The organism is Kitasatospora sp. YST-16 (genome assembly GCF_026802215.1).
Classification (GTDB): Bacteria; Actinomycetota; Actinomycetes; order Streptomycetales; family Streptomycetaceae; genus Kitasatospora; species Kitasatospora cineracea.
In genome coordinates, this window is record NZ_CP113837.1 from 864,284 (window position 1) to 887,601 (window position 23,318).

At 74.7% G+C, this 23,318-nt stretch carries 22 protein-coding genes; 10 read left to right on the forward strand and 12 right to left on the reverse strand.

Going from position 1 to position 23,318, the window contains the following annotated elements; all coding sequences use genetic code 11:
* Positions 1 to 84 precede the first annotated feature (84 nt).
* Both OU787_RS03950 and OU787_RS03955 read left to right on the forward strand, forming a co-directional pair.
* Positions 85 to 1,722: a WXG100-like domain-containing protein gene (locus OU787_RS03950; protein WP_157852591.1), complete on the forward strand. Its 1,638-nt coding sequence runs from the start codon at positions 85 to 87 to the stop codon at positions 1,720 to 1,722.
* 257 nt (positions 1,723 to 1,979) lie between these two features.
* The gene (locus tag OU787_RS03955) at positions 1,980 to 2,510 is read left to right on the forward strand and encodes a hypothetical protein (protein WP_051818077.1); all 531 of its coding nucleotides are present in this window, start codon (positions 1,980 to 1,982) and stop codon (positions 2,508 to 2,510) included.
* Between the two features lie 148 nt (positions 2,511 to 2,658).
* On the opposite strand, the gene OU787_RS03960 is transcribed toward OU787_RS03955, so the two are convergent.
* On the reverse strand, positions 2,659 to 3,681 hold the full coding sequence (locus tag OU787_RS03960) for a patatin-like phospholipase family protein (protein ID WP_232795241.1): 1,023 nt from the start codon (positions 3,679 to 3,681) through the stop codon (positions 2,659 to 2,661).
* 296 nt (positions 3,682 to 3,977) lie between these two features.
* Between OU787_RS03960 and OU787_RS03965 the strand changes: the two genes are divergently transcribed.
* Positions 3,978 to 5,036, forward strand: a complete 1,059-nt coding sequence (locus OU787_RS03965; protein ID WP_268658563.1) for a hypothetical protein — start codon at positions 3,978 to 3,980, stop codon at positions 5,034 to 5,036.
* Positions 5,037 to 5,096: 60 nt separating this feature from the next.
* Positions 5,097 to 5,693 (forward strand): O-methyltransferase, encoded by a 597-nt coding sequence (locus tag OU787_RS03970; RefSeq protein WP_030464651.1) that lies wholly within the window; start codon positions 5,097 to 5,099, stop codon positions 5,691 to 5,693.
* 18 nt (positions 5,694 to 5,711) lie between these two features.
* Here the strand turns inward: OU787_RS03970 and OU787_RS03975 are convergent, their stop codons facing one another.
* Both OU787_RS03975 and rpe read right to left on the reverse strand, forming a co-directional pair.
* Complete coding sequence (locus OU787_RS03975) at positions 5,712 to 6,671, reverse strand: pirin family protein (RefSeq protein ID WP_030464650.1); 960 nt, start codon at positions 6,669 to 6,671, stop codon at positions 5,712 to 5,714.
* 147 nt (positions 6,672 to 6,818) lie between these two features.
* Complete coding sequence (gene rpe / locus OU787_RS03980; RefSeq protein ID WP_030464649.1) at positions 6,819 to 7,502, reverse strand: ribulose-phosphate 3-epimerase; 684 nt, start codon at positions 7,500 to 7,502, stop codon at positions 6,819 to 6,821.
* A gap of 310 nt (positions 7,503 to 7,812) precedes the next feature.
* Here rpe and OU787_RS03985 point away from each other — a divergent pair, with 310 nt between their 5' ends.
* Positions 7,813 to 8,667, forward strand: a complete 855-nt coding sequence (locus OU787_RS03985; RefSeq protein WP_030464648.1) for an SCO6745 family protein — start codon at positions 7,813 to 7,815, stop codon at positions 8,665 to 8,667.
* Between the two features lie 79 nt (positions 8,668 to 8,746).
* Here OU787_RS03985 and OU787_RS03990 read toward each other — a convergent pair whose 3' ends face one another.
* A complete protein-coding gene (locus OU787_RS03990) occupies positions 8,747 to 9,373 on the reverse strand; it encodes a C39 family peptidase (protein WP_232795271.1) in 627 nt (208 codons plus the stop codon).
* 203 nt (positions 9,374 to 9,576) lie between these two features.
* On the opposite strand from OU787_RS03990, the gene OU787_RS03995 reads away from it, so the two are divergent.
* Complete coding sequence (locus OU787_RS03995) at positions 9,577 to 10,071, forward strand: GNAT family N-acetyltransferase (RefSeq protein ID WP_051818327.1); 495 nt, start codon at positions 9,577 to 9,579, stop codon at positions 10,069 to 10,071.
* On the forward strand, positions 10,068 to 10,790 hold the full coding sequence (locus tag OU787_RS04000) for a leucine-rich repeat domain-containing protein (RefSeq protein WP_030464715.1): 723 nt from the start codon (positions 10,068 to 10,070) through the stop codon (positions 10,788 to 10,790). The genes OU787_RS03995 and OU787_RS04000 overlap by 4 nt, the downstream gene beginning before the upstream one ends.
* A 61-nt stretch (positions 10,791 to 10,851) precedes the next feature.
* On the opposite strand, the gene OU787_RS04005 is transcribed toward OU787_RS04000, so the two are convergent.
* The 3 genes from OU787_RS04005 to OU787_RS04015 form a co-directional block, all read right to left on the reverse strand.
* A complete protein-coding gene (locus OU787_RS04005; RefSeq protein ID WP_268658564.1) occupies positions 10,852 to 11,823 on the reverse strand; it encodes an aldo/keto reductase in 972 nt (323 codons plus the stop codon).
* Positions 11,824 to 12,039: 216 nt separating this feature from the next.
* Positions 12,040 to 12,828: an ABC transporter permease gene (locus OU787_RS04010; RefSeq protein ID WP_268658565.1), complete on the reverse strand. Its 789-nt coding sequence runs from the start codon at positions 12,826 to 12,828 to the stop codon at positions 12,040 to 12,042.
* Positions 12,825 to 13,874, reverse strand: a complete 1,050-nt coding sequence (locus OU787_RS04015; protein WP_268658566.1) for an ATP-binding cassette domain-containing protein — start codon at positions 13,872 to 13,874, stop codon at positions 12,825 to 12,827. The genes OU787_RS04010 and OU787_RS04015 overlap by 4 nt, the downstream gene beginning before the upstream one ends.
* A gap of 137 nt (positions 13,875 to 14,011) precedes the next feature.
* Between OU787_RS04015 and OU787_RS04020 the strand changes: the two genes are divergently transcribed.
* Complete coding sequence (locus tag OU787_RS04020) at positions 14,012 to 14,707, forward strand: TetR/AcrR family transcriptional regulator (RefSeq protein ID WP_268658567.1); 696 nt, start codon at positions 14,012 to 14,014, stop codon at positions 14,705 to 14,707.
* A gap of 139 nt (positions 14,708 to 14,846) precedes the next feature.
* On the opposite strand, the gene OU787_RS04025 is transcribed toward OU787_RS04020, so the two are convergent.
* From OU787_RS04025 to def, 3 genes are all read right to left on the reverse strand, one after another.
* Entirely contained in the window at positions 14,847 to 16,280 is a 1,434-nt protein-coding gene (locus OU787_RS04025; RefSeq protein WP_268658568.1) for an RsmB/NOP family class I SAM-dependent RNA methyltransferase, read from the reverse strand.
* A gap of 187 nt (positions 16,281 to 16,467) precedes the next feature.
* Positions 16,468 to 17,400: a methionyl-tRNA formyltransferase gene (fmt, locus tag OU787_RS04030; RefSeq protein WP_030464490.1), complete on the reverse strand. Its 933-nt coding sequence runs from the start codon at positions 17,398 to 17,400 to the stop codon at positions 16,468 to 16,470.
* 177 nt (positions 17,401 to 17,577) lie between these two features.
* A complete protein-coding gene (gene def, locus OU787_RS04035; RefSeq protein WP_268658569.1) occupies positions 17,578 to 18,123 on the reverse strand; it encodes a peptide deformylase in 546 nt (181 codons plus the stop codon).
* 226 nt (positions 18,124 to 18,349) lie between these two features.
* Between def and OU787_RS04040 the strand changes: the two genes are divergently transcribed.
* A complete protein-coding gene (locus OU787_RS04040; protein WP_268658570.1) occupies positions 18,350 to 18,835 on the forward strand; it encodes a hypothetical protein in 486 nt (161 codons plus the stop codon).
* 176 nt (positions 18,836 to 19,011) lie between these two features.
* Positions 19,012 to 19,506: a VOC family protein gene (locus OU787_RS04045; protein WP_051818362.1), complete on the forward strand. Its 495-nt coding sequence runs from the start codon at positions 19,012 to 19,014 to the stop codon at positions 19,504 to 19,506.
* A gap of 158 nt (positions 19,507 to 19,664) precedes the next feature.
* Here the strand turns inward: OU787_RS04045 and OU787_RS04050 are convergent, their stop codons facing one another.
* Together OU787_RS04050 and metK are read right to left on the reverse strand one after the other, a co-directional pair.
* Complete coding sequence (locus tag OU787_RS04050) at positions 19,665 to 21,821, reverse strand: primosomal protein N' (protein WP_268658571.1); 2,157 nt, start codon at positions 21,819 to 21,821, stop codon at positions 19,665 to 19,667.
* A gap of 100 nt (positions 21,822 to 21,921) precedes the next feature.
* Positions 21,922 to 23,133 (reverse strand): methionine adenosyltransferase, encoded by a 1,212-nt coding sequence (gene metK / locus OU787_RS04055; protein ID WP_268658572.1) that lies wholly within the window; start codon positions 23,131 to 23,133, stop codon positions 21,922 to 21,924.
* Between the last annotated feature and the right edge of the window lie 185 nt (positions 23,134 to 23,318).

Consider the following 23,318-nt stretch of genomic DNA (forward strand, 5'->3'; position numbering starts at 1 on the left):
GTGGTCGATGTCGTCCGCTATGTGTATCGTCGCACTGCGCGATCAGGGACTTACCGCGGGCAGCAGCTGGGGGCGGCAATGGCTGTGGAACTACCATCGGGGCTCAACCACATCATCGGACTGCTGGGTGTGCGCTTCCCGGCGGCCAATGAGGACGAGCTCAACCAACTGGCCGACCAGTTGGAGAAGTTCGCCGGGGCGCTGGACAACGCCCAGATGACGGCGGACAAAGCACTGACCATGCTGCACGAGGTCTACCAGGGCAGTTCGGCGGACAAGCTCGCCGAGCTGTGGAGCACCATCACCAAGTACTCCAAGGTGATCGTCGAGATCTGCCAGACGGTGTCCAAGGTGCTGCGGGCCGCGGCCGTGGTGATCGAGGTGGTCAAGACCCAGTCGATCGCGCAGCTGTTCTCCATCTCCGCCCAGCTGGCGGCGGCCTCGTCCACCGGGCCGTGGAGCGCGGCGGCGGTGCTGCGGATCGGCCGCGAGATCATGAACCAGCTGCTGGAGGCGGCGGTCGGCAAGCTCGCCCAGACCATCGCCCGGCCGATCGAGTCCATGATCGAGAAGGCCGCGCAGAAGATCGCGCCCACCCCGTCCAACAACTCCAACGGGCAGGGCTTCTCCATCGACCTGGCCCAACTCGCCCAGTGCGCGGCCGACCTGCGCCGCGGCGCGGACGACATCGAGACGCACGGCACCAACTTCAAGCGGATCGTGCAGAGCCTGAAGATGGGCGACTCCGGCGACAAGTTCGGCAAGATCGTCATCGAGGTCGCCGAGAAGGTGCTGCAGACCATCGCCGAGGAGGTCCTCAAGCGGATCCTCGCCTCGTTCCGCGACACCGCCGACAAGATGGACAAGATGGCGGGCAACCTGAACGAGAACGAGGACAGCAACCGCACGGCGCTCAACAGCCTCACCTCGTTCGCCGCCAACCCGCTCAGCCCCAACGCACCGGCCTCCACCGGCTCGCTCCCCCAGCAGCTGAACGGCCCGCGCCTGGGCGGCGACGCCGGGCTGGCCGCGTTCGCCGGCCTGATGCCCAAGCTCGGCCCGGTCGGCTCCGGCCTCTCCGGCGGCGGCCGCAGCGGCGGCGGCGCCGGCATCAACACCCTCGGCCTCAGGGAACCGCTGCTGCCCGGCGGGCACGGCGGCGCGGGCGGCGGCTCCGGTTCGGGCTCCGGTTCCGGTTCCGGTTCCGGTTCCGGCAGCGGCGCCCCGGGCGGCTCGGGCGCGCCGGGCGGCGTCGCCGTCGGCCCCCGCCTGGCGATGCCGGCCGGCAGCCTCGGCAACCGCGGTGGCAGCAGCAGCACCCGGATCGAGACCCAGAAGTCCGGTGAGGGCAGCGGCAGTTCCGGCTCCGGTTCCGGCGGCTCCTCGCCCGGCACCGCGACCAACGGGGTCGGCCGCTCCACCCCGCCGGGCGGCATGATGGGCATGGGGATGGGCATGGGCCACGGCGGCTACGGCCCGGTCGGCGGCTCCGGCATCCGCGGCGCCGCCCAGCGCCGCACCGGCCGCACCGCCGACCAGGACCCGGAGACCCCCGTCAACGCCGACAGCGTGGTGGCGGGCGACCCCACCGCCGCCGGCATGTACTCCACCCTCCAGCTGGGCCGGGTCACCCCGCACCGCCAGCCGGTGACCGAGCGCGACGACCGCTACGACGACGACTTCGAGCTCGACCTCGACGGCGTCGACGACGAACTGGCCTGACCGCCCGCCGCCCGCCGCACCGACCGGTCGGCCCCGCACCGCCCGCAGCCACCGACAGGCCCCCGGAGTCCACGACTCCGGGGGCCTGTCCGGCTTCCAGCCTCGGCCATGACCCGCCCCGGCCGGGCCCACTCTGTGAATTGACCGTGAACCGTAAACTTTTCGCCGTGGTGGTATGGACCACGAACGAAGCAGATGGCTAGGGTCGTAACGGCTCGCGTCCGCGGCCGTTCGGACCCCTGCGACAGGACGTGAGCGTGGCCGAGACACTGGTGGCCTCCGAGTACGAAGCCGAACGCCTGGACGCCACCGCCGCCTGGGTCGCCCGGCACCGCCCGCCGGGCAGCGGAGCACTGGCCGAACTCGGCGCCGGCGAGGGCGCGTTGACCGGCCGACTGCTACGGGCCGGATACACCGTGCACGCCGCCGAACCGGACCCGGCCCTGCGGGCCCGGCTCTGGGACCGGCTGCGCGGCCGCGCCCGGCTCCGGCTGAGCGGGGCCGACCTCGCCGCCCCGCCGCCCGTCCGGCGCCGCTTCGGCGCGGTGCTGCTGATCGACACCCTGCACGCGGGCCAGGACCTGGAACTGCTGCACGCCCTCCCCACCGACCTGCTGTTCGTCGCCCTGGCCCCGTCCGCCCTCGACGGACGGCTGCGCCCCTGGCTCTCCGCGCAGCAGGGCTGGCTGCTGGTCGAGGAGATCGACCTCGCCGCCCCGCACCCCGCCCAGCGGACCCTCGCCCCGGGCAGCCGCGGCGTCCTGCTCCGCCGGGCCGGGCTCCCCTGACCCACCGCCGGACTTCCCCGACCCACCGCCGGGGCAACCGGCCGTCATCCGGGCAACCGAGCGTCATCCGGGCAACCGACCGACCCTGACAACCGACCGACCCCGGCAACCGGCCGGTCCGGGCCGCCGAGGACGGCGGAACGGCCGCTCAGGGCAGCCGGGCGAGCAACCCGTCCATCGCCGCCCGCCCGGACTCCAGCGCGGCCCGCAGCAGCGCCGGGTCCCGGGCCAGCCGTCCGACCTTCGGGGCGTCCGGCCCGGGGCGGACGGAGAGCACGGCGGGGCCGTCGGTGGCCGGGGCGAGGTCGTGCCGGCCGAGCAACTCCTCGTCGGCCAGCAGCCGTTCGGCCCGCCCCAGGTAGGAGTCGCGCAGCGGCGCGGGGTAGCGGCGCAGCACCGTCCGGGCCACCATCCGGGAGCCGCGCGAGGGCCCGGCCGCCGCCCCGGCCGCCGGGGCGGCGAGCGGGCCCCGCGAGCGCAGCACCAGGACGTGCGTGGCGCCCTGGGCGAGCGCGGTGCGGAACGGGACGGACTCGGCGAGCCCGGCGTCGTAGTAGTGGCTGCCGTCGAGCGCGACCGGCGGCCCGGCGAGCAGCGGGAGGGCGGCGCTGGCGCGCAGCGCCAGGCGGAGCCGGACCGGGTCGGTGAGCAGCGGGTGCAGGTCGGTGGCGGCCCCGGTGCCGGTGTGGGTGGCGAGCGGGTGCAGGGTGGTGGGGTTGGCGAGGATGGCGTCGAAGTCCATCCGGGCCACGTGCGTGTAGAGGTGCTCGACCAGGTGGTGCAGGTCGACGACGGGGCGGCCGCGCAGCACGTTGGCGGGGCGGACCATCGCCCGGGCGTACTCGGCGTCGGCCCAGCCGGCCAGCTGCCCGGGGTCGCTGCTGAGCAGCCAAGCGCCGGTCAGCGCCCCGGCGGAGGCGCCGTAGACGGCGTCGAACGCGCCGGTGAGGCCCGCCTCGTGGAGGGCCAGCGCCATGCCGCCGGAGATGATGCCGCGCATGCCGCCGCCCTCGACGGCCAGCGCGATCCGCCGGCCGTCGGTGCGCCCGCCGGGACGGCTGCCAGTGCGCCGCCGCTCGGCGAGCGCCGCCAGCACCCGGCCGCCGGGCGCACTCGGCGCGTCCGGCGCGCTCGGCGCCCCCAGGGCCCCGTACTCGTCCTGCTGCTCCACGCCGCCGCCTCCGGTGTCTCCCGCTCGCCCCGGCACCCGTTCCGCCGCACGCCTTCCGCCCGTCCGCCGCACGCCCGTTCGTCCGCCACGCGCCCGTTCGCCGTACGTCCGTCCGTCCCGCATCCGTCCGTCCCGCGTCCGCCCGGGCGCCCCGCCGGGGGTGGCGGCGTCCGGAACGCCCAGAAGTGTCGCACACGAACCCGGGTGCGCCGTCCGGCCCCGCCGCGCCCCACCGGCGGACGTCCACGGGCGCGCCGTGTGCGATCCGTCCCGGTACGTCCTGCTATGTGTGGTCGATGGCCCTCATCAACCGCGCGCCCCGGCTGCGCGCCGCCACCGCCGTCCTCGCCGCCACCGGCTCCCTCGCGGCGGCGGCCCTGCTGCCCACCGCCCGCTCCGCGTCCGCCGCGCCGGGGGACCTGGCGAGCGCGACGCTGGTGCAGCTCACCAACCAGGACGTCCCCGCGATCGGCCTGTCGGCGTACCGCGGCACGTACGGCACCGCGCACTCCACCACGGTGCCCGACACCGACACCGCGGACTTCTCCTCCGACCCGGACGGGATGCTCTCCCGGATCAGCATCGCCACCCGGACCACGCAGACCTCCACCAGCCCGTCCAAGTACTTCGCGCAGGCCCAACTCACCAACCTGGTGGTGTGGTTCAACTCCTCCGAGCTGATCCACTACCGCCCGGTCGAGGTCGGCTCGGTGGCGTCCCTGGACTCGTACGCGGAGTGCGTGCCGCCGCCGGTCGGCCCGTACGCGCTGGCCTACAACCACACCGACGGCGACGAGGTGACCGTCCTCGGCCACCGGGTCGGCGTCGGCACCACCCAACTGCAGATCACCGGCGCGGACATCGGCCTGCCCGCCACCATCGGCCCGTCCACCCTGGACGTCACCGTCGACCAGCACGCCGACCCGGCCGCGCAGAGCCGCCAGTACACCGCCGAGGCGTGGCTGGACGTCAGCATCTCGGGCACCTTCACCAACCTGCGGGGCGAGCAGCTGTACACCGGCCCGGTCACCGACGCCCGCCTCGGCGAGGTCCACGTCACCTGCCCCAACACCAGCCCCAGCCCCAGCCCGTCCCCCTCGCCCACCCCCACCCCGTCCCCCTCCCCGTCCCCATCCACGAGCCCCACACCCACCCCCACCCCCACACCCACCCCGACGCCCACACCCACCCCGACACCCACCCCCTCGCCCACTCACCCGTCCCCGACCCCGACCCTGGCCCCGCTGCCCGACACCGGCACCGACGGCCGCCCCCTGGGCCTGGCCGCCGCCGCCGCGCTGGGCCTGTGCACCCTGGGCGTCGGAGCGCTCGTCTACTCCCGCCGCCGTCGCTGACACCGACTCCCCGCCCCACCCCCCACATACCGTCACCCTGAGCCACGCTAGTGTGACGGTATGTCAGTCCTCGGCACCGCCGCCTACACCGACACCGCCGCCCTCCCCGAACCCGTCGCCCGGGCCGTCGAGTTGGCCGCCCGGCTGGGTTTCACCCAGTCCTGCCGCCCGGAGCAGGGACGGCTGCTGCAGGCCCTCGCGGCGGGCGCGACCGGCCGGATCGGCGAGACCGGCACCGGCTGCGGCGTCGGCCTGGCCTGGCTGCTCGCCGGGCGGCGGCCGGGCGTCCGGGTGGTGAGCGTCGAACGGGAGCCCGAACGCGTCGCCGCAGTACGGGAGTTGTTCGCCGACGTGCCCGACCTGGAGGTCCTGCACGGCGACTGGACGCTGATCGACCGGCACGGCCCGTTCGACCTGCTGGTCCTGGACGGCGGCGGCAACGGCAAGCAGTCCGCGGCCGCCGACCCCGAGCAACTGCTCACCCCCGGCGGCACCCTGGTGGTCGACGACCTCACTCCGCTCACCGCCTGGCCGCCGACCTACCGGGGCGCACCCGACACCGGCCGCACCACCTGGTACGACCACCCGGCACTGCTCACCACCGAGATCCGCCTCGCCCCGGACTTCGCCACCCTGCTGGCCACCCGCCGCCCCTGAACCTCCCCCGGCGCCCGCTCAGCGCTCGCGCCCGCGCGGCTTCAGCGGCACCGGCGGCAGCTGCGGGGCGTGCAGCCGCTCGCCGTCGTAGCCGTGGACCTGGCCGAAGCGGGCGCCGCTCTCCCAGTCGACCCGGGCCCGGGCGATCTCCTCGTGCGAGCGGCCGACGAAGTTCCACCACATGACCAGGCGCTCCTCGAAGGGTTCGCCGCCGAGCAGCAGCAGGGCGGCGTCGGTGCGGGCGCGCAGCGGGAGTTCGCGGCGGCCGCAGCCGAGGTAGAGCAGCGAACCGGGTTCGACGAGGACGCCGTCGACGTCGACGGAGCCGGTCATGGCGAGGACCGCGTACTCGAAGCCCGGGTCGAGCGGGAGGCGGTGGGCGGCGCCCTCGCGGAGGGTGAGGTCGGCACCGGTGAGGGCGGTGTGGGTCGTGCCGGGCGAGGTCGCGCCGTCGAGGGTGCCGAGGATGAGGTCGGCGCGCAGGCCGCCGGCGGTGACCACGGGCAGCTCGGGGTGGTGCTCGAAGGCGGGTTCGGTGTGCCGGTGCGCGTCGGGGAGCGCCACCCAGAGCTGGGCGCCGTGCAGCAGCGGCGCGTGCGCGCGCGGGGACTCCTCGGAGTGCGAGATGGCCCGGCCGGAGGTCATCAGGCCGAGTTCGCGGGGGCGGACGGTCTGCAGGCTGCCGAGGCTGTCCCGGTGCAGGACGCTTCCCTCGTGCAGCCAACTGACGGTCTGCAGGCCCATGTGGGGGTGCGGCGGCACCTGCATGCCGGGCTCGTCGGCGATGTCGTCGGGGCCGTAGTGGTCGACGAAGCACCAGGCGCCGACCATCCGGCGGCCGAGGTTGGGCAGCAGCCGCCGGACCACGGTGGACTCGCCGAGCGGGACGTGACGCCCGGTCAGCAGGTCCTTGACGGGGCCGGTGGCGGCCTGCCGCCCGCAGACCGCCGGGGCGGGTTTCCGGTCGAGGTTGCTCATGACCGCCAGTATCGGCCGCCCGCCCCGCCGTCCCCGGTTACCGAGGGCCGCGCGTCGCCGCCCGAGAAGCACCCCCGGACGCCCGGACAAATGCCCGGACGAACGCCCGGGCGCTTCACGGAACGGCACACGGCGGCTTCCGCACGGTCAGTGCTTGCACGCCCACCAGGCGTCCGCGCTGGCCGCCGCCGCCTGGGCGCGCAGTCCGCGGACGGCCTCGGCCGGGTCGGCGGCGCCGTACACCGCGGAGCCGGCCACGAACACGTCCGCACCGGCCTCGGCGCAGGCTTCGATGGTGCCGGCGGCGACGCCGCCGTCGACCTGGAGCCACAGGTCGAGGCCGTGCTTGTCGATCAGCTGCCGGGTGCGGCGGATCTTGGGAAGCATGATGTCGAGGAACGACTGGCCGCCGAAGCCGGGTTCGACCGTCATGATCAGCACCATGTCGAGCTCGGGCAGCAGGTCCTCGTAGGGCTCGATCGGGGTGGCGGGGCGCAGCGCCATCGAGGCGCGGGCGCCCTTGGCGCGGATCTCCCGGGCCAGGCGGACGGGGGCGGCGGCGGCCTCGACGTGGAAGGTGACGGAGCCGGCGCCGGCCTCGACGTACTGCGGGGCCCAGCGGTCGGGCTGTTCGATCATCAGGTGGCAGTCGAGGGGGGTGTCGGTGGCGCGGGCCAGCGACTCGACGACCGGCACGCCCAGCGTGAGGTTGGGGACGAAGTGGTTGTCCATCACGTCGACGTGCAGCCAGTCCGCGCCGCGCACCGCCTCGGCCTCGTCGGCGAGGCGGGCGAAGTCCGCGGACAGGATGCTGGGGTTGATCTGCGCCATGGCGAGGGTACCTTCACGGTTCGGTGCGGGCGGCCGGTGCGACCGCTCCCGACCATCATCCCCCGGCCCCTGGACGCCCCCGCCGGAGGAGTGCCCCCGCAACGTCCGCCCGCCCGCCCACCTACCCCACCTACCCGCCCACCCGCGAAGCGTTCACACGCCCGCACGCCTCCTCGCTCGCCCGCTCGCCCGCTCGCCCGCGAAGTGTTCACACGCCCGCAACACTTCCCCTTCCCGGGGTCGGCCCGCTCTGGCAGGCTCCGGAGCAGGCGGAACCAACGCGCTGCTCGCCCCTCACGAAAGGCGTCCGATGACCCAGGTCGTCCACCCCGCACGTGCCCTCTGGTGGCTGTTCGAGCCCGTCCACGCCCTCACCTACTTCTCCCCGGAGGCCCGCGCCGCGTACGAGGCGGCGGGGCTGCGCGGCTACTGGCGCGGCTACTTCGGCGGACGTTCGGCGCCGCTGGGCGCGGTGGACGCGGCGCCGGTGGTGGCCGCGTTCTTCAACTTCGCGCCGCAGATGGTCGAGCGGGCGCTGCCGGAGGTCTGGTCGCTGGCCGGCCCGGAGCAGGCGCTGGAGGCCCGGGTCGCGGGGGCGACGGGCGCGCTGCGGCGCGTCCTGGTGGACGTGAAGCCGGATCTGATCGACCGTTCGGTGGAGCTGCTAGAGCGCGCCGTCGACGGCCTGGACTGTTGTGGGCGCGTGCTGGCCGCCGCGAACGCCGACCTCCCCCGCCCGGAGGGCCGCCTGGCCCGGCTGTGGCAGGCCACCACCGTGCTGCGCGAGCACCGGGGCGACGGGCACGTCGCCGCCCTGGTCACCGAGGGCCTCGACGGCTGCGAGGCCCTGGTGGTCCGCTGCGCCCTCGACACCCGCCGCGAGAACCTGCAGCCGCACCGGGGCTGGAGCGACACCGAGTGGGACGAGGCCACCGCCCGCCTGATCGAGCGCGAGTGGCTGAGCCCGGACGGCACGCTGACCCTCGCGGGCCGCCGCCGCCACCTCGCCCTGGAGGGCGCCACCGACCTCGCCGCCTCCCGGGTCTGGACCCACTTCCACCGCTCCGAGCTGGACGAACTCGTCACCGCCCTGCGCCCGATCTCCGCCGCCTGCCGCGCCGACCTCCCCCCGACCACCCCGATCGGCCTCCCCAACGCGGCCTGACACCCCCTCCACCGCCCGCCCGCCGTCCCCTCGACACGAAGGCCAGTGCAGATGCCGGCACGGGGGCCAGCACGGGGGTTCAGTACGGAGGCGGGCCGAGCACGATGCCGCGGCCGGAGTAGAAGCGCTCCAGGTCGCCCCAGGGCACCCGGGCGGCGCGCTGCGAGCCGTCCGGGAAGCCCGACGGGTTGTGGATCAGCAGCGCCTCGTCGTCGGCGCCGACCGCGAGCACCAGGTGGCCGCCGGTGCGCGGCACTTCGGGCGCCAGCGTGCGGATGCCGGGGTGGACGGAGAGCATCGGCAGCCGCCCCTCGCCGAGTTCGGCCGCGACCCGGTCGGCGGGCAGCGGGCTGACGGCCTCGGCGTGCAGGCCCCAGCGGGTGCGGGCGTACGCGGCGAACGGGGCGTGGATCAACCCGTCGAGCCGCCCGTCGGGGTGCCGGACGTACGCCCCCGCCTGCTGGCACTCCTCGGCGAGCCGGACGGCCGCCGGGGCGACGCCCCACCAGTGGTCGAGCACCATCCGCAGGCAGGCCATCCCGCACAGCCGCCACGACCAGTACTCGTACTCGTCCTCGTTCGCGGCACCGGAACGCTCCCACAGCGGGTCGTCGGCGGCCCGCAGCGTGCCGTCCAGGATGTCGGGCACGAGTTCGGGCGACTCCCACTGGGAGTAGTAGGGGACCTGATGGCTGATCGGCTTCACCCGGTCATCCTGGCGCACTTCCGCCCGGTTCCCCCGGAGCCCCGTCCGCGACACCGGCAAACACCCCCACCGCCCCACCCCCGCCCCGACCGCGCGGACCACCGCCCACCCGGGTGATCGCCCCCCACCCGTTTCCGCAGTATCCTCCGTCCCCGTCCCCGCCCCACTCCCTCTCCCCTCTCCCTCCCTCGAACGGAACAGCCGTGGCCGAGATCCGCCCCGAACCCGTCGACTCCCCGGACGCCCGCCTGCTGCTGACCGAGTACCAGGCCGAGGTCCGCCGCCGCTGGAGCGGCCCGCCACCCGCCGAACCGCTGCCCGCCGAGGCCCCGGCAGACCTCGAACTCGCGTCACCGCAGGGCGTGTTCCTGCTCGCCCGACTGGACGGCCGCCCGGTCGGCTGCGCGGGCGTCCGGGCCTTCGGCACCGCTCCCGACGCCACCCGCGGCGCCGCCCCCGGCACCGCCGAACTCAAGCGCCTGTACGTCCGCCCGGCCGGCCGCGGACACGGCCTGGGCCGGCTCCTGCTGGCCGCCGCCGAGGACGCCGCCCGCGCCCTCGGGCACGCCCGGCTGAGGCTGGACACCATGGCCGAACTCGCCGAGGCCCGCGCCCTGTACACGGCCACCGGTTACACGGACATCCCGCCGTACAACACCAACCCGTACGCCGCGCACTGGCTGGAGAAGGCGCTGTGACCGGGCCGGTGGTGAACCTGTGGCGGGCGGGCCTGGCCTCCGTGCCGGACGAGGTGTGGGGCCGGACGGACGCCGAGGTGCTGATCCTCGCGGACAACGAGCTGACCGAAATCCCGGACGCCATCGGCGACTTCACGGCTCTCCGCACCCTCGACCTGGGCCACAACGCGCTCACCGCCGTCCCCGACCGGATCGGCGACCTCACCGGCCTGTCCGACTTCCTCTACCTGCACGACAACCGGCTCACCGCCCTGCCGGAACGCCTGGGCCGCCTGCACCGGCTGCGCTACCTCAACGTCGGCGACAACCCGCTCACCGAACTCCCGGACAGCCTCGGCGACTTGGGCCAGCTCCTCGAACTGCGCGCCCAGAGCTGCCGGTTGACCAGCCTCCCGGACACCCTCGGCACGCTCCCCCGGCTGCGCGAACTGCGCCTGCGCGGCAACTCCCTCACCACGCTGCCCGATTCGCTCTCCGCCCTGCACGAACTGCGCTGCCTGGAACTGCGCGACAACCACCTCACCACCCTGCCGCCCGCCCTGGCCGGCCTCCCCCTGCTGCGCGAACTCGACCTACGCGCCAACCCGTTGACGGGCCTCCCGCCCTGGCTGGCCGACCTCCCCGCCCTGGAGAAACTCGACCTGCGCTGGACCCCGCACCCGCCCGCCCCGCACCTGGTCGCCACCCTCGAACGACGCGGCTGCGCCGTCTACTTCTAACCCGACGGGACGCCCGACGGACCCCCGCCGGACGCCCCGCCCCGCCTCACCTCACCTCACCTCACCAGGCGTAGTGCTCCGGCGCGGTGCGGTAACCGGGGAAGATCCCATCCAGCCGCTCCAGCGTCTTGGCGTCCAGCTCGACCTCCAACGACCGAACCGCCGCGTCGAGTTGCTCCTCGGTACGGGGACCGATGATCGGGGCGGTGACGGCCGGACGGGTGCGCAGCCAGGCGAGCGCGACGTCGCCGGGCTCGTGGCCGAGCTCCTCGCACAGGTCCTCGTACGCCTGGATCTGCTCGCGGCGCTCGTTCAGGGTGTCCAGCGCGCGGCCCGACGCCCGGCGGACGCCCTCGCGCTCCTTGCGCAGCACCCCGCCGAGCAGGCCGCCGTGCAGCGGGGACCACGGGATCAGGCCGAGGCCGTAGTGCTGGGCGGCAGGGACCACCTCCAGCTCGACGCTGCGCTCGATCAGGTTGTACAGCGACTGCTCGCTGGTCAGACCGAGGAAGTTCCGCGCCTTGGCGGCCTCCTGGGCCTGCGCGAGGTGCCAGCCGGCGAAGTTGGAGGACCCCACGTAGACGATCTTGCCCTGGAGGGTGAGCACCTCCATCGCCTGCCAGATCTCGTCCCAGGGCGTGTCCCGGTCGACGTGGTGCATCTGGTACAGGTCGATGTGGTCGGTCTGCAGGCGCTGCAGGCTGGCGTCCACGGCACGGCGAATGTTGAGCGCGGAGAGCTTGCCCTCGTTGGGCCAGTCACCCATGTCGCCGTACAACTTGGTGGCGATCACGGTCTTCTCGCGCCGCCCGCCGCCCTTGGCGAACCAGTTGCCGATGATGCTCTCGGTGAGGCCCTTGTTCTCGCCCCAGCCGTAGACGTTGGCGGTGTCGAAGAAGTTGATGCCGTGCCCGTGCGCGGCGTCCATGATCCGGTGCGCGTCGGCCTCCACGGTGTGCGGGCCGAAGTTCATGGTGCCCAGGCAGAGCCGGGAGACGGACAGGCCGGTACGGCCGAGGTGGGTGTACTCCATGTCCCCCACCCTCTGCCGACCCGCCCCACTTGTCCAGTACCCACCCACCCGACGCCCCCTCACCACCCGCCCCCTGCCGCCCTCCTCCCCCTCACCACCGGCCGCCCGGCCACCGCCCGCCCACTCACCTCCCCTCCACCTCCCCCTCACCGCCCAGCCCTTACCACCCGTCCCCCTCCCTCCCCCGCGCTTGCCCGTCCACCTTTCCCCTCCCCCTCACCGCCCCGAGCGGGCGAAGTTCCGCACGGCGAGCGGCGCGGCGAGCGCGATCAGCAGGGCGCACCAGCCGAGCGCGGCGGCCAGCGGGTGCTGCGCGGGCCAGCCGCCGCCGGGCGCGGACGGGTTGCCGAACAGTTGCCGCCCGGCCTCGGCCACGGCGCTGACCGGGTTCCACTCGGCGAGCGCGGCCAGCCAGCCGGGCATCCCGCCGGTGGGCACGAAGGCGCTGGTGAGCATGCCAAACGGGATGGTCAGGGCGCCGAGTTGGCCGGCCGTCTCCTCCTTGCCGACGGCCAGGCCGAGCGCGGTGCCGACCCAGCCGCAGGCGAACCGGAACAGCAGCAGCAGGCCGAACGCACCGAGCGCCGGGCCGAGGCCGTGCCGGATCCGCCAGCCGGCCGCCAGGCCGACCAGCGCGGTCGGCACCAGGACGGCGGCGGCGACCAGCAGGTCGGCCAGCGCCTGGCCGGTGAGCAGGCCGAGCCGGGAGACCGACATCGAGCGCAGCCGGTCGGTGACGCCCCGTCCGGCGTCCCGGGCACCGCCGACCATCGCGGGCATGACGGCGTTCAGCGCGACCAGTGCGAACAGTCCGGGCATCAGGAACTCCCGGTAGGCGCCGCCCCCGGGCACCTCGATCGCGCTGCCGAACACGTAGCCGAACACCCCGACCATGGCGACCGGCACCAGCAGCGAGGAGAGCAGCAGCCCGGGCGAGTGCCGGTAGACCAGCAGGGTCCGGCGGGCCGAGGCGGCGGCGTCCACCGGCATCGTCATCACACTCATGCCGCGCTCCCCGACTCCGGAACGTCCAACTGCGGAACCCCCGCCCCTGAGGCGCCCAACCCCGGAACCCCCACCCCCGGGACGGCGCCCGCAGCAATGCCGGCGGCCCCGCCCCCGCCGGTCAGCGCGAGGAAGGCGTCGTCCAGCGACGGGGTGCGCAGCGCGACGTCCGAGGCGGTGACGCCCGCCGCGTCCAACTCCCGTACCAGTTGTGGCAGGGCGAGCGGCCGGGCCGGGTCGGAGACGGCGCTCAGCCGGCCGCGCGCGGGGTCGACGGCGGGGTGGCCGCCGGTGAGTGCGGCCAGTACGGCGCGGGCCCGTTCCAGGTCGGCGTCCTCGGGGAGGGCGACTTCGACCAGGGTGCCGATCGCGGCCTTCAGCCGGGCGGGGGTGTCGTCGGCGACGGTCCGGCCCCGGTCCAGCACGGTGACCCGATCGGCCAGCCGGTCGGCCTCGTCGAGGTACTGGGTGGTGAGCAGCACGGTGGTGCCCTGCTCGGCCAACTCCCGTACGGCGGACCAGATCTCGCGTCGGCTGCGAGGGTCGAGCCCGGTGGTCGGCTCGTCCAGGAACAGCACGCGGGGGCGGGCGATCAGGCTCGCCACCAGGTCGAGCCGGCGGCGCATGCCGCCGGAGTAGCCGCGCACCAGGCGGTCGGCGGCGTCGGTGAGCCGGTGGCCCTCCAGCAGTTCCGCCGCCCGATCCCGGGCCTTCGCCGCACCCAAGTGGTGCATTCTGCCGAGCAGTTCGAGGTTCTCCCGGCCGGTGATGCCCTCCTCCACGGCGGCGTACTGCCCGGCCAGCCCGATCCGCCGCCGCACCGCGGCCGCGTCCGCCACCACGTCGTACCCGCACACCCGCGCCACCCCCCGGTCCGGACGCACCAGCGTGGCGAGCACCCGCACCAGGGTGCTCTTCCCCGCCCCGTTGGGGCCGAGCAGGCCGCACACCGCCCCTTCCGGGACGTCGAGTTCGAGTCCGTCGAGCGCCACGGTGGCGCCGAACCACTTGGACAGGCCGCGTACGGCAATGACCGGGTCGCTCATGGCAGGCCCTTTCCGAGTACATCGTACGTAGTACCGCGACTCTACTAGGTACACCGTACGCAGAAAAGCCCCGGCCCCTGCTCGCCGACCACCCGACCCGACGACACCTAGACTGGACGGCGAGGTGATCCAACGAAATGCCGTCCGACGACGAGGAACCCGAGCTGATCTGGCTGCGCCCGGAGCACTCCGGCCGCGGACCGAGGCCCGCGCACAGCCGCACCTCGATCGCCCGGGCCGCGCTGGAGATCGCCGACCGCGAGGGGCTGGACGCGGTCACCATGCGCAAGGTCGCGGCCGAACTCGGCGCCGGCACCATGTCGTTGTACAACTACGTGCCGAAGAAGGAGCACCTGTTCGACCTACTGGTCGACCTGCTCGCCGCCGAGTACGACCTCCCCGCCCACCCCAGCGGCGACCGGCACGCCGACCTCACCCTGCCGGCCCGCCAACTCCGGGCGATCCTGGCCCGACACCCCTGGGCCACCACCCTGCTCGCCCACCGCCCCAGTCTCGGCCCGAACGGCCTGCGCGTCACCGAGTTCCACCTCGCCGCCCTCGCCGGCACCACGCTCGACGGCGCCGCCAAGATGGAAGCCTTCGCCCAACTCACCGGCTACGTCTGCCAGTTCGCCGACTGGCAACACCGCTCCGCGAACGCCGGGAACCGCTGGCTGACCGACCTGGTCCGCTACCTCCAGACCGCCACCGCCACCGGCCACTACCCCCACCTCGCCGAAACCCTCGCCCAGAGCGCCACCCCGCCCGACCCCGACGCCGTCTTCGAACGCGGCCTCCAACGCCTGATCACCGCCCTCGTCGAACCCTCCTGACGGACCGTCAGGAAGTCCACCGTCACAACGCCGCCCGCACCGTCCCGCAGTCCCGCCCCACACCCCACCCCACCCCACCACGCAGCGACGGGCGGGCCACCGGCCCGCCCGTCAATCCGTCACCAACTGCCCGCCACCCTCAGGCAGTTCGCCTCAGCAGCGCCAGATACATCGCGTCCGTCCCGTGCAGGTGCGGCCACAACTGCACGTCCGGCCCGTCCCCCAGATCGGGCACGCCGGGCAACAGCGGACGGGCGTCGATCCACTCCACGTCCGCCCGGCCGCGCAGCACGTCGTCGACCACGGCCCGGGTCTCCGCCAGGTGCGGCGAGCAGGTCGCGTAGCCGACCACGCCGCCGACCCGCGCCGCGTCCAGCGCCGAACGGAGCAACTCCCGCTGCAGCGGCCCGAATCCGGCGATGTCCTCGGGGCGGCGCCGCCAGCGCGCCTCCGGTCGGCGGCGCAGCGCGCCCAGGCCGGAGCACGGCACGTCGACCAGCACCCGGTCGAACGCCCCGCCCTGCCAGGCGCCCCGCGTCCCGTCGGCGGTGATGACGGCGTACGGTCCGGGGTTGCCGTCCAGCGCGCGGGCCACCAGCCGGGCGCGGTGCGGCTGCTTCTCGGAGGCGACCAGCGCCGCGCCGCGCTCCGCGGCGACCGCGCCAAGCAGCGCGGCCTTGCCGCCGGGGCCCGCGCAGCCGTCCAGCCAGAGCCGGTCGGGGCCGTCCAGCGGGGCGTTGGCGAGGGCGAGGGCGACCAGCTGGCTGCCCTCGTCCTGGACACCGGCCCGGTTCTCCCGCACCGCGTCGACCCCGGCCGGGTCGCCGCCGTCGGTGAGCCGCAGCGCGTACGGCGACCAGCGGCCGTCCTCGACCTCGGGCAGCGCCTCGCGCAGCTCCGCGACCGAGGAGCGCCCGGGGCGGGCGACCAGCGTCACCTCGGGGCGGGCGTTGTCGGCCTCCAGCAGCTGCTCCATCGCCTGCCGCCCGCTCGCGTCCGGCTGCCAGCGGCCGAGCGCGTCCCACAGCGAGGAGACCACCCAGCGCGGGTGGGAGTGGACGACGGCCAGGTGGTCCTCGGCGTCGTCCTCGTAGGGCGGGGCGACCTGGGCGACCCAGCCCGCCAGGTCCTGGGCGCTGATCTTGCGCAGCACGGCGTTGACGAACTTGGCCCGGCCGTCGCCGAGCACCACCCGGGCCAGCTCGACGGTCGCGGACACCGCGGCGTGGCTGGGGATGCGGGTGCCGAGCAGCTGGTGCGCGCCCAGCGAGAGGACGTCCAGCACCGGCGGGTCGACCTCGCGCAGCGGGCGGTCCACGCAGGCGGCGATGACCGCGTCGTAGGTGCCCTGGCCGCGCAGCGTGCCGTACACCAGCTCGGTGGCGAGCGCCGCGTCGCGCCGCTCCATGCCCTTGCGCTCGGCCTCGCGCAGCAGCGAGGGCAGGATCAGGTTGGCGTACGCGTCGCGCTCGTCGACGGCCCGCAGCGCCCGGAACGCGACGATCCGGGCGGGGTCCTTCTTCGGACGGCGGTGCGGACGGGGGGCGCGCTTCGCGCCGGCGGGGGTGCTCAAAACGAATGCCTCGAAACAAAAGGTGCTGCGGATCAGGTCCGACCCGACGAGGGGTCTCCCCCAAGTCTAGGCCGAACCCACCCCGCACCCCGTCCCCGAAGGCCCCGCCCGCGCCTCAGCCCTCGAACCGCTTCCCGTCGGCCCTCGACCCTCAGCCCTCGAACCGCTCCCCGTCGGCCCTCGACCCTCAGCCCTCGAACCGCTCCCCGGACTCGATCCGCGCCCCGCGCGCCCAGTCCGCGGCCGCCATCGCCTTCTTGCCCTGCGGCCGGACCTCGCCGAGCTCCACCTCGTGGCTGCCGGTGCCGACCCGGACGCTGTTCTTGGCGACCGCCAACTCGCCCGGCGCCAGGGCGGTTTCGCCGGGCAGCAGGCGGACGGGGCCGGTGACCTTGAGCCGCTCGCCGCGGAAGGTGGTCCAGGCGCCGGGCGCGGGCGCGCAGCCGCGCACCACCCGGTCGACCCGCAGCGCGGGGTGGGTCCACTCGATCCGGGCGTCCTCGACGGTGAGCTTGGGTGCCAGCGACACCCCGGCGAGCGGCTGCGGCTCGGGCCTGGCCTGCCCGTCCTCGATCGCGTCCATGGTGCGCACCAGCAGCTCGGCGCCGGCGTGCGCGAGCCGACCGAGCAGGTCGCCGCTGGTGTCGGTGGGCTTGACGGTCTCGGTGAGGACGCCGAACACCGGCCCGGAGTCCAGGCCCTCCTCGATCCGGAAGGTGGACGCGCCGGTGACCTCGTCGCCCGCCATCACCGCGTGCTGCACGGGCGCGGCGCCGCGCCACGCGGGCAGCAGCGAGAAGTGCAGGTTGACCCAGCCGTGCACCGGGATCTCCAGCGCGCCGGGCCGGATCAGCGCGCCGTACGCCACCACGGGGCAGCAGTCGGGGGCGATCTCGGCCAGCCGGGCCATGAAATCGGGCTCGCTCGGCCGGGCCGGCTTGAGCACCTCGATGCCGGCCTCCTCGGCGCGCTGCGCGACGGGGCTGGCCACCAGCTTGCGGCCGCGCCCGGCCGGCGCGTCGGGGCGGGTCACCACGGCGACCACCTCGTGCCGGGAGGCCAGCAGGGCGTCCAGGGCGGGAACGGCGACCTCGGGGGTGCCGGCGAAGACGAGACGCACGGGCGGGGGCCTTTCACTGGATTCGAACGGTCGGAACATCTGATTGCCGGGAAATACCCGCCGAACAGCCGACGAACGGCCACCGGCCGGCCGCCGAGCGACCGCCGGGCAACCGCCCTCCGGCCCCCGACAACCGTATTTCCGCACAACCTCAACACATGATCAGCGGACGAACCGTCAGCGGATCGGCCCGAAGGTGGAATGCGGCGAGACCCGCACCGTCGGCGCCGGACCGCCGCCCCAGTCGGTCTCCCGGATCGCCTTCATCGCGGCCTTCCGGGCCTCCCGGTCCAGCCGGTCGATGAAGATGATCCCGTCCAGGTGGTCCGTCTCGTGCTGGATGCACCGCGCCAGCAGTTGGGTGCCCTCCACCGTCACCGGCTCCCCGTGCATGTTGACGCCCCTGGCCACCACGCCGTACGCCCGCTTGGTGTCGAACCGCAGGCCGGGCAGCGACAGGCACCCCTCGGGGCCGTCCTGCTCCTCCTCGCTCAGCGACAGGTCCGGATTGATCAGGTGGCCCACCACCCCGTCCACGTTGTACGCGAACACCCGCAGCGAGACGCCCAGTTGCGGCGCGGCCAGCCCGGCCCCGGGAGCCTCCAGCATGGTGTCGGTCAGGTCCTTCACCAGCTTCCGCAGCTCCTTGTCGAAGACGGTCACCGGCTTCGCGGTCGCCCGCAGCACCGGGTCGCCGAAGATCCGGATCGGCTGAACTGCCAAGACTGCGACTCCCTCTGCACCGACTCTGCACCGACAGGACCGTCCGGAAACGGCGGCCTCCGGGAAGTCTATGCAATCCCCGCCACCGGTTCGGGCGGCCACTGGCATATCCCGAGTCGCACTCCGCGCGTGACCCAACGACCCGACGTGCGTTGGTCAATGCGAATTGACCGGGACGCGCGAGCGCCCCGAGCACGCGACCCGACCGAGAGGTGGCAACGAGGCCATGGCCGAGCAGATCAACCACGACGCCCGGGCCCGGGCGTCCCTGCACCTGCTGGTGCGGGACATCGAGCGGGTCCGACGCCAGGTCGACGCCCTGCGCACGCTCACCGCCCAACTGGGCAACGTCTACCGGCCCCGCCGCCCCAGCACCTCCGCCGGCTTCGTGGTCTACGGTCGCGCCCCCGCCCCGACCGTCCGGCTCGCCCAGGAACTGCGCGAGAGCGTCGAGACCCTGGTCGCCGCCGCCGTCGAGTTCGACCGCGCCCTCGGCTTCTCCTGGGACTCGGTCGGCTCCGCGCTCGGCGTCACCAAGCAGGCCGTCCACCGCCGCTACGGCATGCGGCGCCCCACCGGCGAACTCCTCCCCGCCCCGCGCGAGACCGACACCCCCGCCGCCCCGCCGCCGCCCGCCGCCGCCGCCACGGCCGAGCACGCCGCCGCGACGGCCCGCCCCCGATCCCGCAGGCCCGCCAGGCCAGCCCGCTGATGCCCCAGCGCACCCGCTAGCCCCGCACCGAGCGGCCGGATCCACCCGGGGATCCCTCACCACCCCGGACGGATCCGGCCGCTCGCGCACTCCCCGCCACCCCGCGAAGAATCGATTCCGCACGCCGTCCCCCACCCATCCCCACCCCCACCCACGCGTACGAGAGGAATCGACCCATGACCGCGGCCGACACCCCCATCAACCTCACCCGCGCCGCCCACGTCGGCATCTCCGTCTCCGACCTGGACGCCTCCATCGCCTTCTACCGCGCCCTCACCGGCAACGACCCGGTCGTCGCCGACGAGACCATGCACAGCGTCCCCTTCGGCCGCTCGCAGGGCCTGCCGACCGCCAAGCTCCGGTACGCCACCATCAACCTGGACAACAACCTCGGCATCGACCTGATCCAGTTCCAGGACCCGATCGGCGAACCCACCCGCGGCGCCGCCAACCGCCCCGGCTCCATGCACCTCTGCTTCAAGGTCGACGACCTCGACGCCGTCCACCGCCGCATGAAGGACGCCGGCTACGACTTCCTCGGCGACACCTACACCTTTCTCCCCGGCGAGGTCACCCCGGACGCCGCCCTCGGCACCAAGGTCGCCTACTTCAACGACCCCGACGGCACCAACCTGGAGATCATCGAACCCCGGGGCGGCTTCGCCAACTGAAGCACCTCAACCGGAAGCAACCGGAAGCCCCAGCTGGAGCCCCCGGCACCGGACGTCGCAACGCCAGGGGCGCGGGGAACCGCAGCACGGCCGACCACTCCCCCGCGCCCCGCGCGCCCCGGCACCCCCACCCGACGCCGTCTCACCCGATGTCCGCCTCACCCAATGTCCGTCGGATCCACCCGGATCCGCACCGTCTCCGCCCCCCGCAACGCCAACCGCGCGATCTGCGCCGCCTTCAGCGCGGACGCCAGCGCCGCCCCCTGCCCCGGCGCGACCCGCACCAGCGCACGCTCCACCCCCTCCTCCCGCGCTCCCCCCGCACCACCGGCGCCCCCCAAAGCACCCGAAGCACCCGAAGCACCCGAAGCACCAGCACCCCCGGCACCGCCCCCGTTCCCCCCGAACACCGGCACCGGCCCCAGCACGTCCGCCCCCGCAGGCAGTCGCAGCAGCCCCAGCAGGTCGGCGACCGCCCGCGCCGACCCCGTCACCGAAGCCATCCGCGAGACCGGCGGGAACCTGAGCTCCTCCCGCTCGTCGAGTTCGGTCCCCGCGTGCCCGGCCGGGTCCCACCGCACCAGCGCCTGCACGGCCCGCGCCGCCGCCTCCGCGACGACCACCACCGTGCCGCCCTCCGTCGCCGGGCGGACCAGCGCGGCCGCCGTCAGCCAGCGCCGCACCGCCTCCTCGCCGGCCCGCAGGTCGGGCCGGTTGAGCAGCGCCCAGCCGTCCAGCAGCAGCGCCGCCGCGTACCCGGGCCCCTCCGCGACCGGTTCGGCGCCCGGCGTGGCCAGCACCAGCGCGGGCGCCCCCGGCACCGTCGCCAGCACCGCGTCCCGCCCGGAGGTGCGGACCGGGATGCGCGGGAACGCCTTGCCCAGCTCCTCCGCCGTCCGCCGGACGCCGACCACCGCGGCCCGCAGCCGGAACGACCCGCACTCGGCGCAGTGCCAGTCGTGCTCCTCCGTGCCGCACCACGAGCACACCAGCACGGCGCCCGCCGCCGGCGACTCCAGCGGCCCGCCGCAGGCCCGGCAGCGCGCCGTCTCCCGGCAGCGCCCGCAGGCCAGCCGGGGCGCGTAGCCCCGCCGCGGGACCTGCACCAGCACCGGCCCCCGGGTCAGCGCCTCGTGCGCGGTCTCCCAGGCCACCGACGGCAGCCGGGCGGCCTGCGCCGCCCCGTCCCGGGCCTGGTCGTACTCGGTGACGGTGCGCACCCGGGGCGCGGTCAGCCGGACGGTCTCCCGGGCGGCGGCCAGCGGCCGGGCCCAGCCCGAGCGCAGCAGCTGCGCGGCCTCGACCGTCATCGAGACGCCGCCGAGCAGCACCGCCGTGCCCTCCTCGGCGGCCCGCAGCAGCGCCACCTCCCGCACGTGCGGGTAGGGCGCGTTGGGGTCGCTGTGGCTGCTGTCGCCGTCCGACCAGACCACCAGCAGCCCGAGGTCGCGCACCGGGGCGAACACCGCCGCCCGGGTGCCGATCGCGGCGTGCACCGAACCGCGGCTGACGGACAGCCAGCGCCGGTAGCGCTCCTGCGGGCCCGCCTCGGCGGCCAGCACCACGTGCCGCCCGGCGCCGAGCAGGTCGTGCAGCGCCGCGTCGACCCGGGCCACCGCCCGCCCGTCGGGCAGCACCACCAGCGCGCCGCGCCCGGAGGCGAGCGTCGCCGCGACGGCCCGGGCGATCTCGCCCGGCCACTCGGGGCCGGGCAGCGCCGTCCACACCGCGCGCGGCGGGTGCCCGCCGGCCAGCGACGCCAGGAACTCGGCGCCGTGCACGTACCGCTCCCAGCTGCCCACCGCCGGGGCGCCCGGCGGCGGCAGCGGGCGCGGCGACGGCTCGCTCTCGGCCCCGGCGTGCCGCGGCGGGACGGCCAGTTGCAGCACGTCCGCCAGCGTCCCGGCGTAGCGGTCGGCGACGGCCCGGCACAGCCGCAGCAGTTCGGGCCCCAGCACCCGCTCGGGCGACAGCACCCGGGTCAGCGGGGCCAGCGGGCCCGCGTAGTCCGAGTCGTCCCGGCGTTCGACGACGAAGCCGTCGTGCAGCGCCCCGCCCTCGCGCCGCCCGTGCGCGCCGACCCGGCCGCCGAACCGGACCCGGACCCGGACGCCGGGCCGGGCGTCCTCGGACATCGACTCCGGCACCGCGTAGTCGAAGTACTGGTCGAGGCTCAGCACGCCCTTGTCGACCAGCACCCGGGCCACCGGCTGCCGTTCGGCGAGCACCACCCCGCGCGCGGCCCGCGGCTTCGCCCGGCGCACCGTCTCCCGGATGAACGCCAACTGCTCCCCGGTGCCGTCCGCGCTGCTCACGCCCCCAACCTAGCGGAACCCCCCGACAACACCGACACGACGACGGAGCCGCCCGCCAGGAGGAAACTCCCGACGGACGGCTCCGTTCGCACTACACCGTTCAGCCCACGACGGCGGCCTTCAGCGCGTCGACCCGGTCGGTGCGCTCCCAGGTGAAGTCCGGCAGCTCACGGCCGAAGTGGCCGTACGCGGCGGTCTGCTGGTAGATCGGGCGCAGCAGGTCCAGGTCGCGGATGATCGCGGCCGGGCGCAGGTCGAAGACCTGGGTGACGGCCTCCTGGATCTTCAGCACCGGGACGGTCTCGGTGCCGAAGGTCTCCACGAACAGGCCGACCGGCTCGGCCTTGCCGATCGCGTACGCGACCTGCACCTCGGCGCGCCGGGCCAGGCCCGCGGCGACGATGTTCTTGGCGACCCAGCGCATCGCGTACGCGGCCGAGCGGTCCACCTTGGACGGGTCCTTGCCGGAGAAGGCGCCGCCGCCGTGGCGGGCCATGCCGCCGTAGGTGTCGATGATGATCTTGCGGCCGGTGAGGCCGGCGTCGCCCATCGGGCCGCCGATCTCGAAGCGCCCGGTCGGGTTGACCAGCAGCCGGTAGCCCTCGGTGACCAGCTTGATGCCCTCGTCGGCGAGCGCCTTGAGCTCGGGCTCGACCACGAACTCCCGGATGTCGGGGGTGAGCAGCGAGTCCAGGTCGATGTCGCTGGCGTGCTGCGAGGAGACCACCACGGTGTCCAGGCGCACGGCGCGGTCGCCGTCGTACTCGATGGTGACCTGGGTCTTGCCGTCGGGCCGCAGGTAGGGGATGGTCCCGTTCTTGCGGACCTCGCTCAGCCGGCTGGAGAGCCGGTGCGCGAGGGTGATCGGCAGCGGCATCAGCTCGGGGGTGTCGTCGCAGGCGTAGCCGAACATCAGGCCCTGGTCGCCGGCGCCCTGGCGGTCCAGCTCGTCCTCGACGTCGCCCTCGACCCGGTGCTCGTGGGCGGTGTCCACGCCCTGCGCGATGTCCGGGGACTGCGAGCCGATCGACACCGACACGCCGCAGGAGGCGCCGTCGAAGCCCTTCTTGGACGAGTCGTAGCCGATCTCCAGGATCTTCTCCCGGACCAGCTGCGCGATCGGCGCGTACGCCTTGGTGGTGACCTCGCCGGCGATGTGCACCAGGCCGGTGGTGATCAGGGTCTCCACGGCGACGCGGGAGGTCGGGTCGTCCTTGAGGAGGGCGTCCAGGATGGTGTCGCTGATCTGGTCAGCGATCTTGTCGGGGTGTCCCTCGGTGACGGACTCCGAGGTGAACAGGCGGCGAGACACAGCGCTCCCTGGGGTTGCAGCGGCTGCTGACTGAATGCGCTCGGAAGTCCCGAGGCATCCGGAAAGACTTGATTCCTGGAGTGGAGTGTAACGGTCGGCTACCGATCGCGGGGCACTCCCCGGCAAGGTCCGCCGTGTCCGGTCGAGGATCACACCGGCCGGTCTGCGCCGGTCAGGACGGGTCG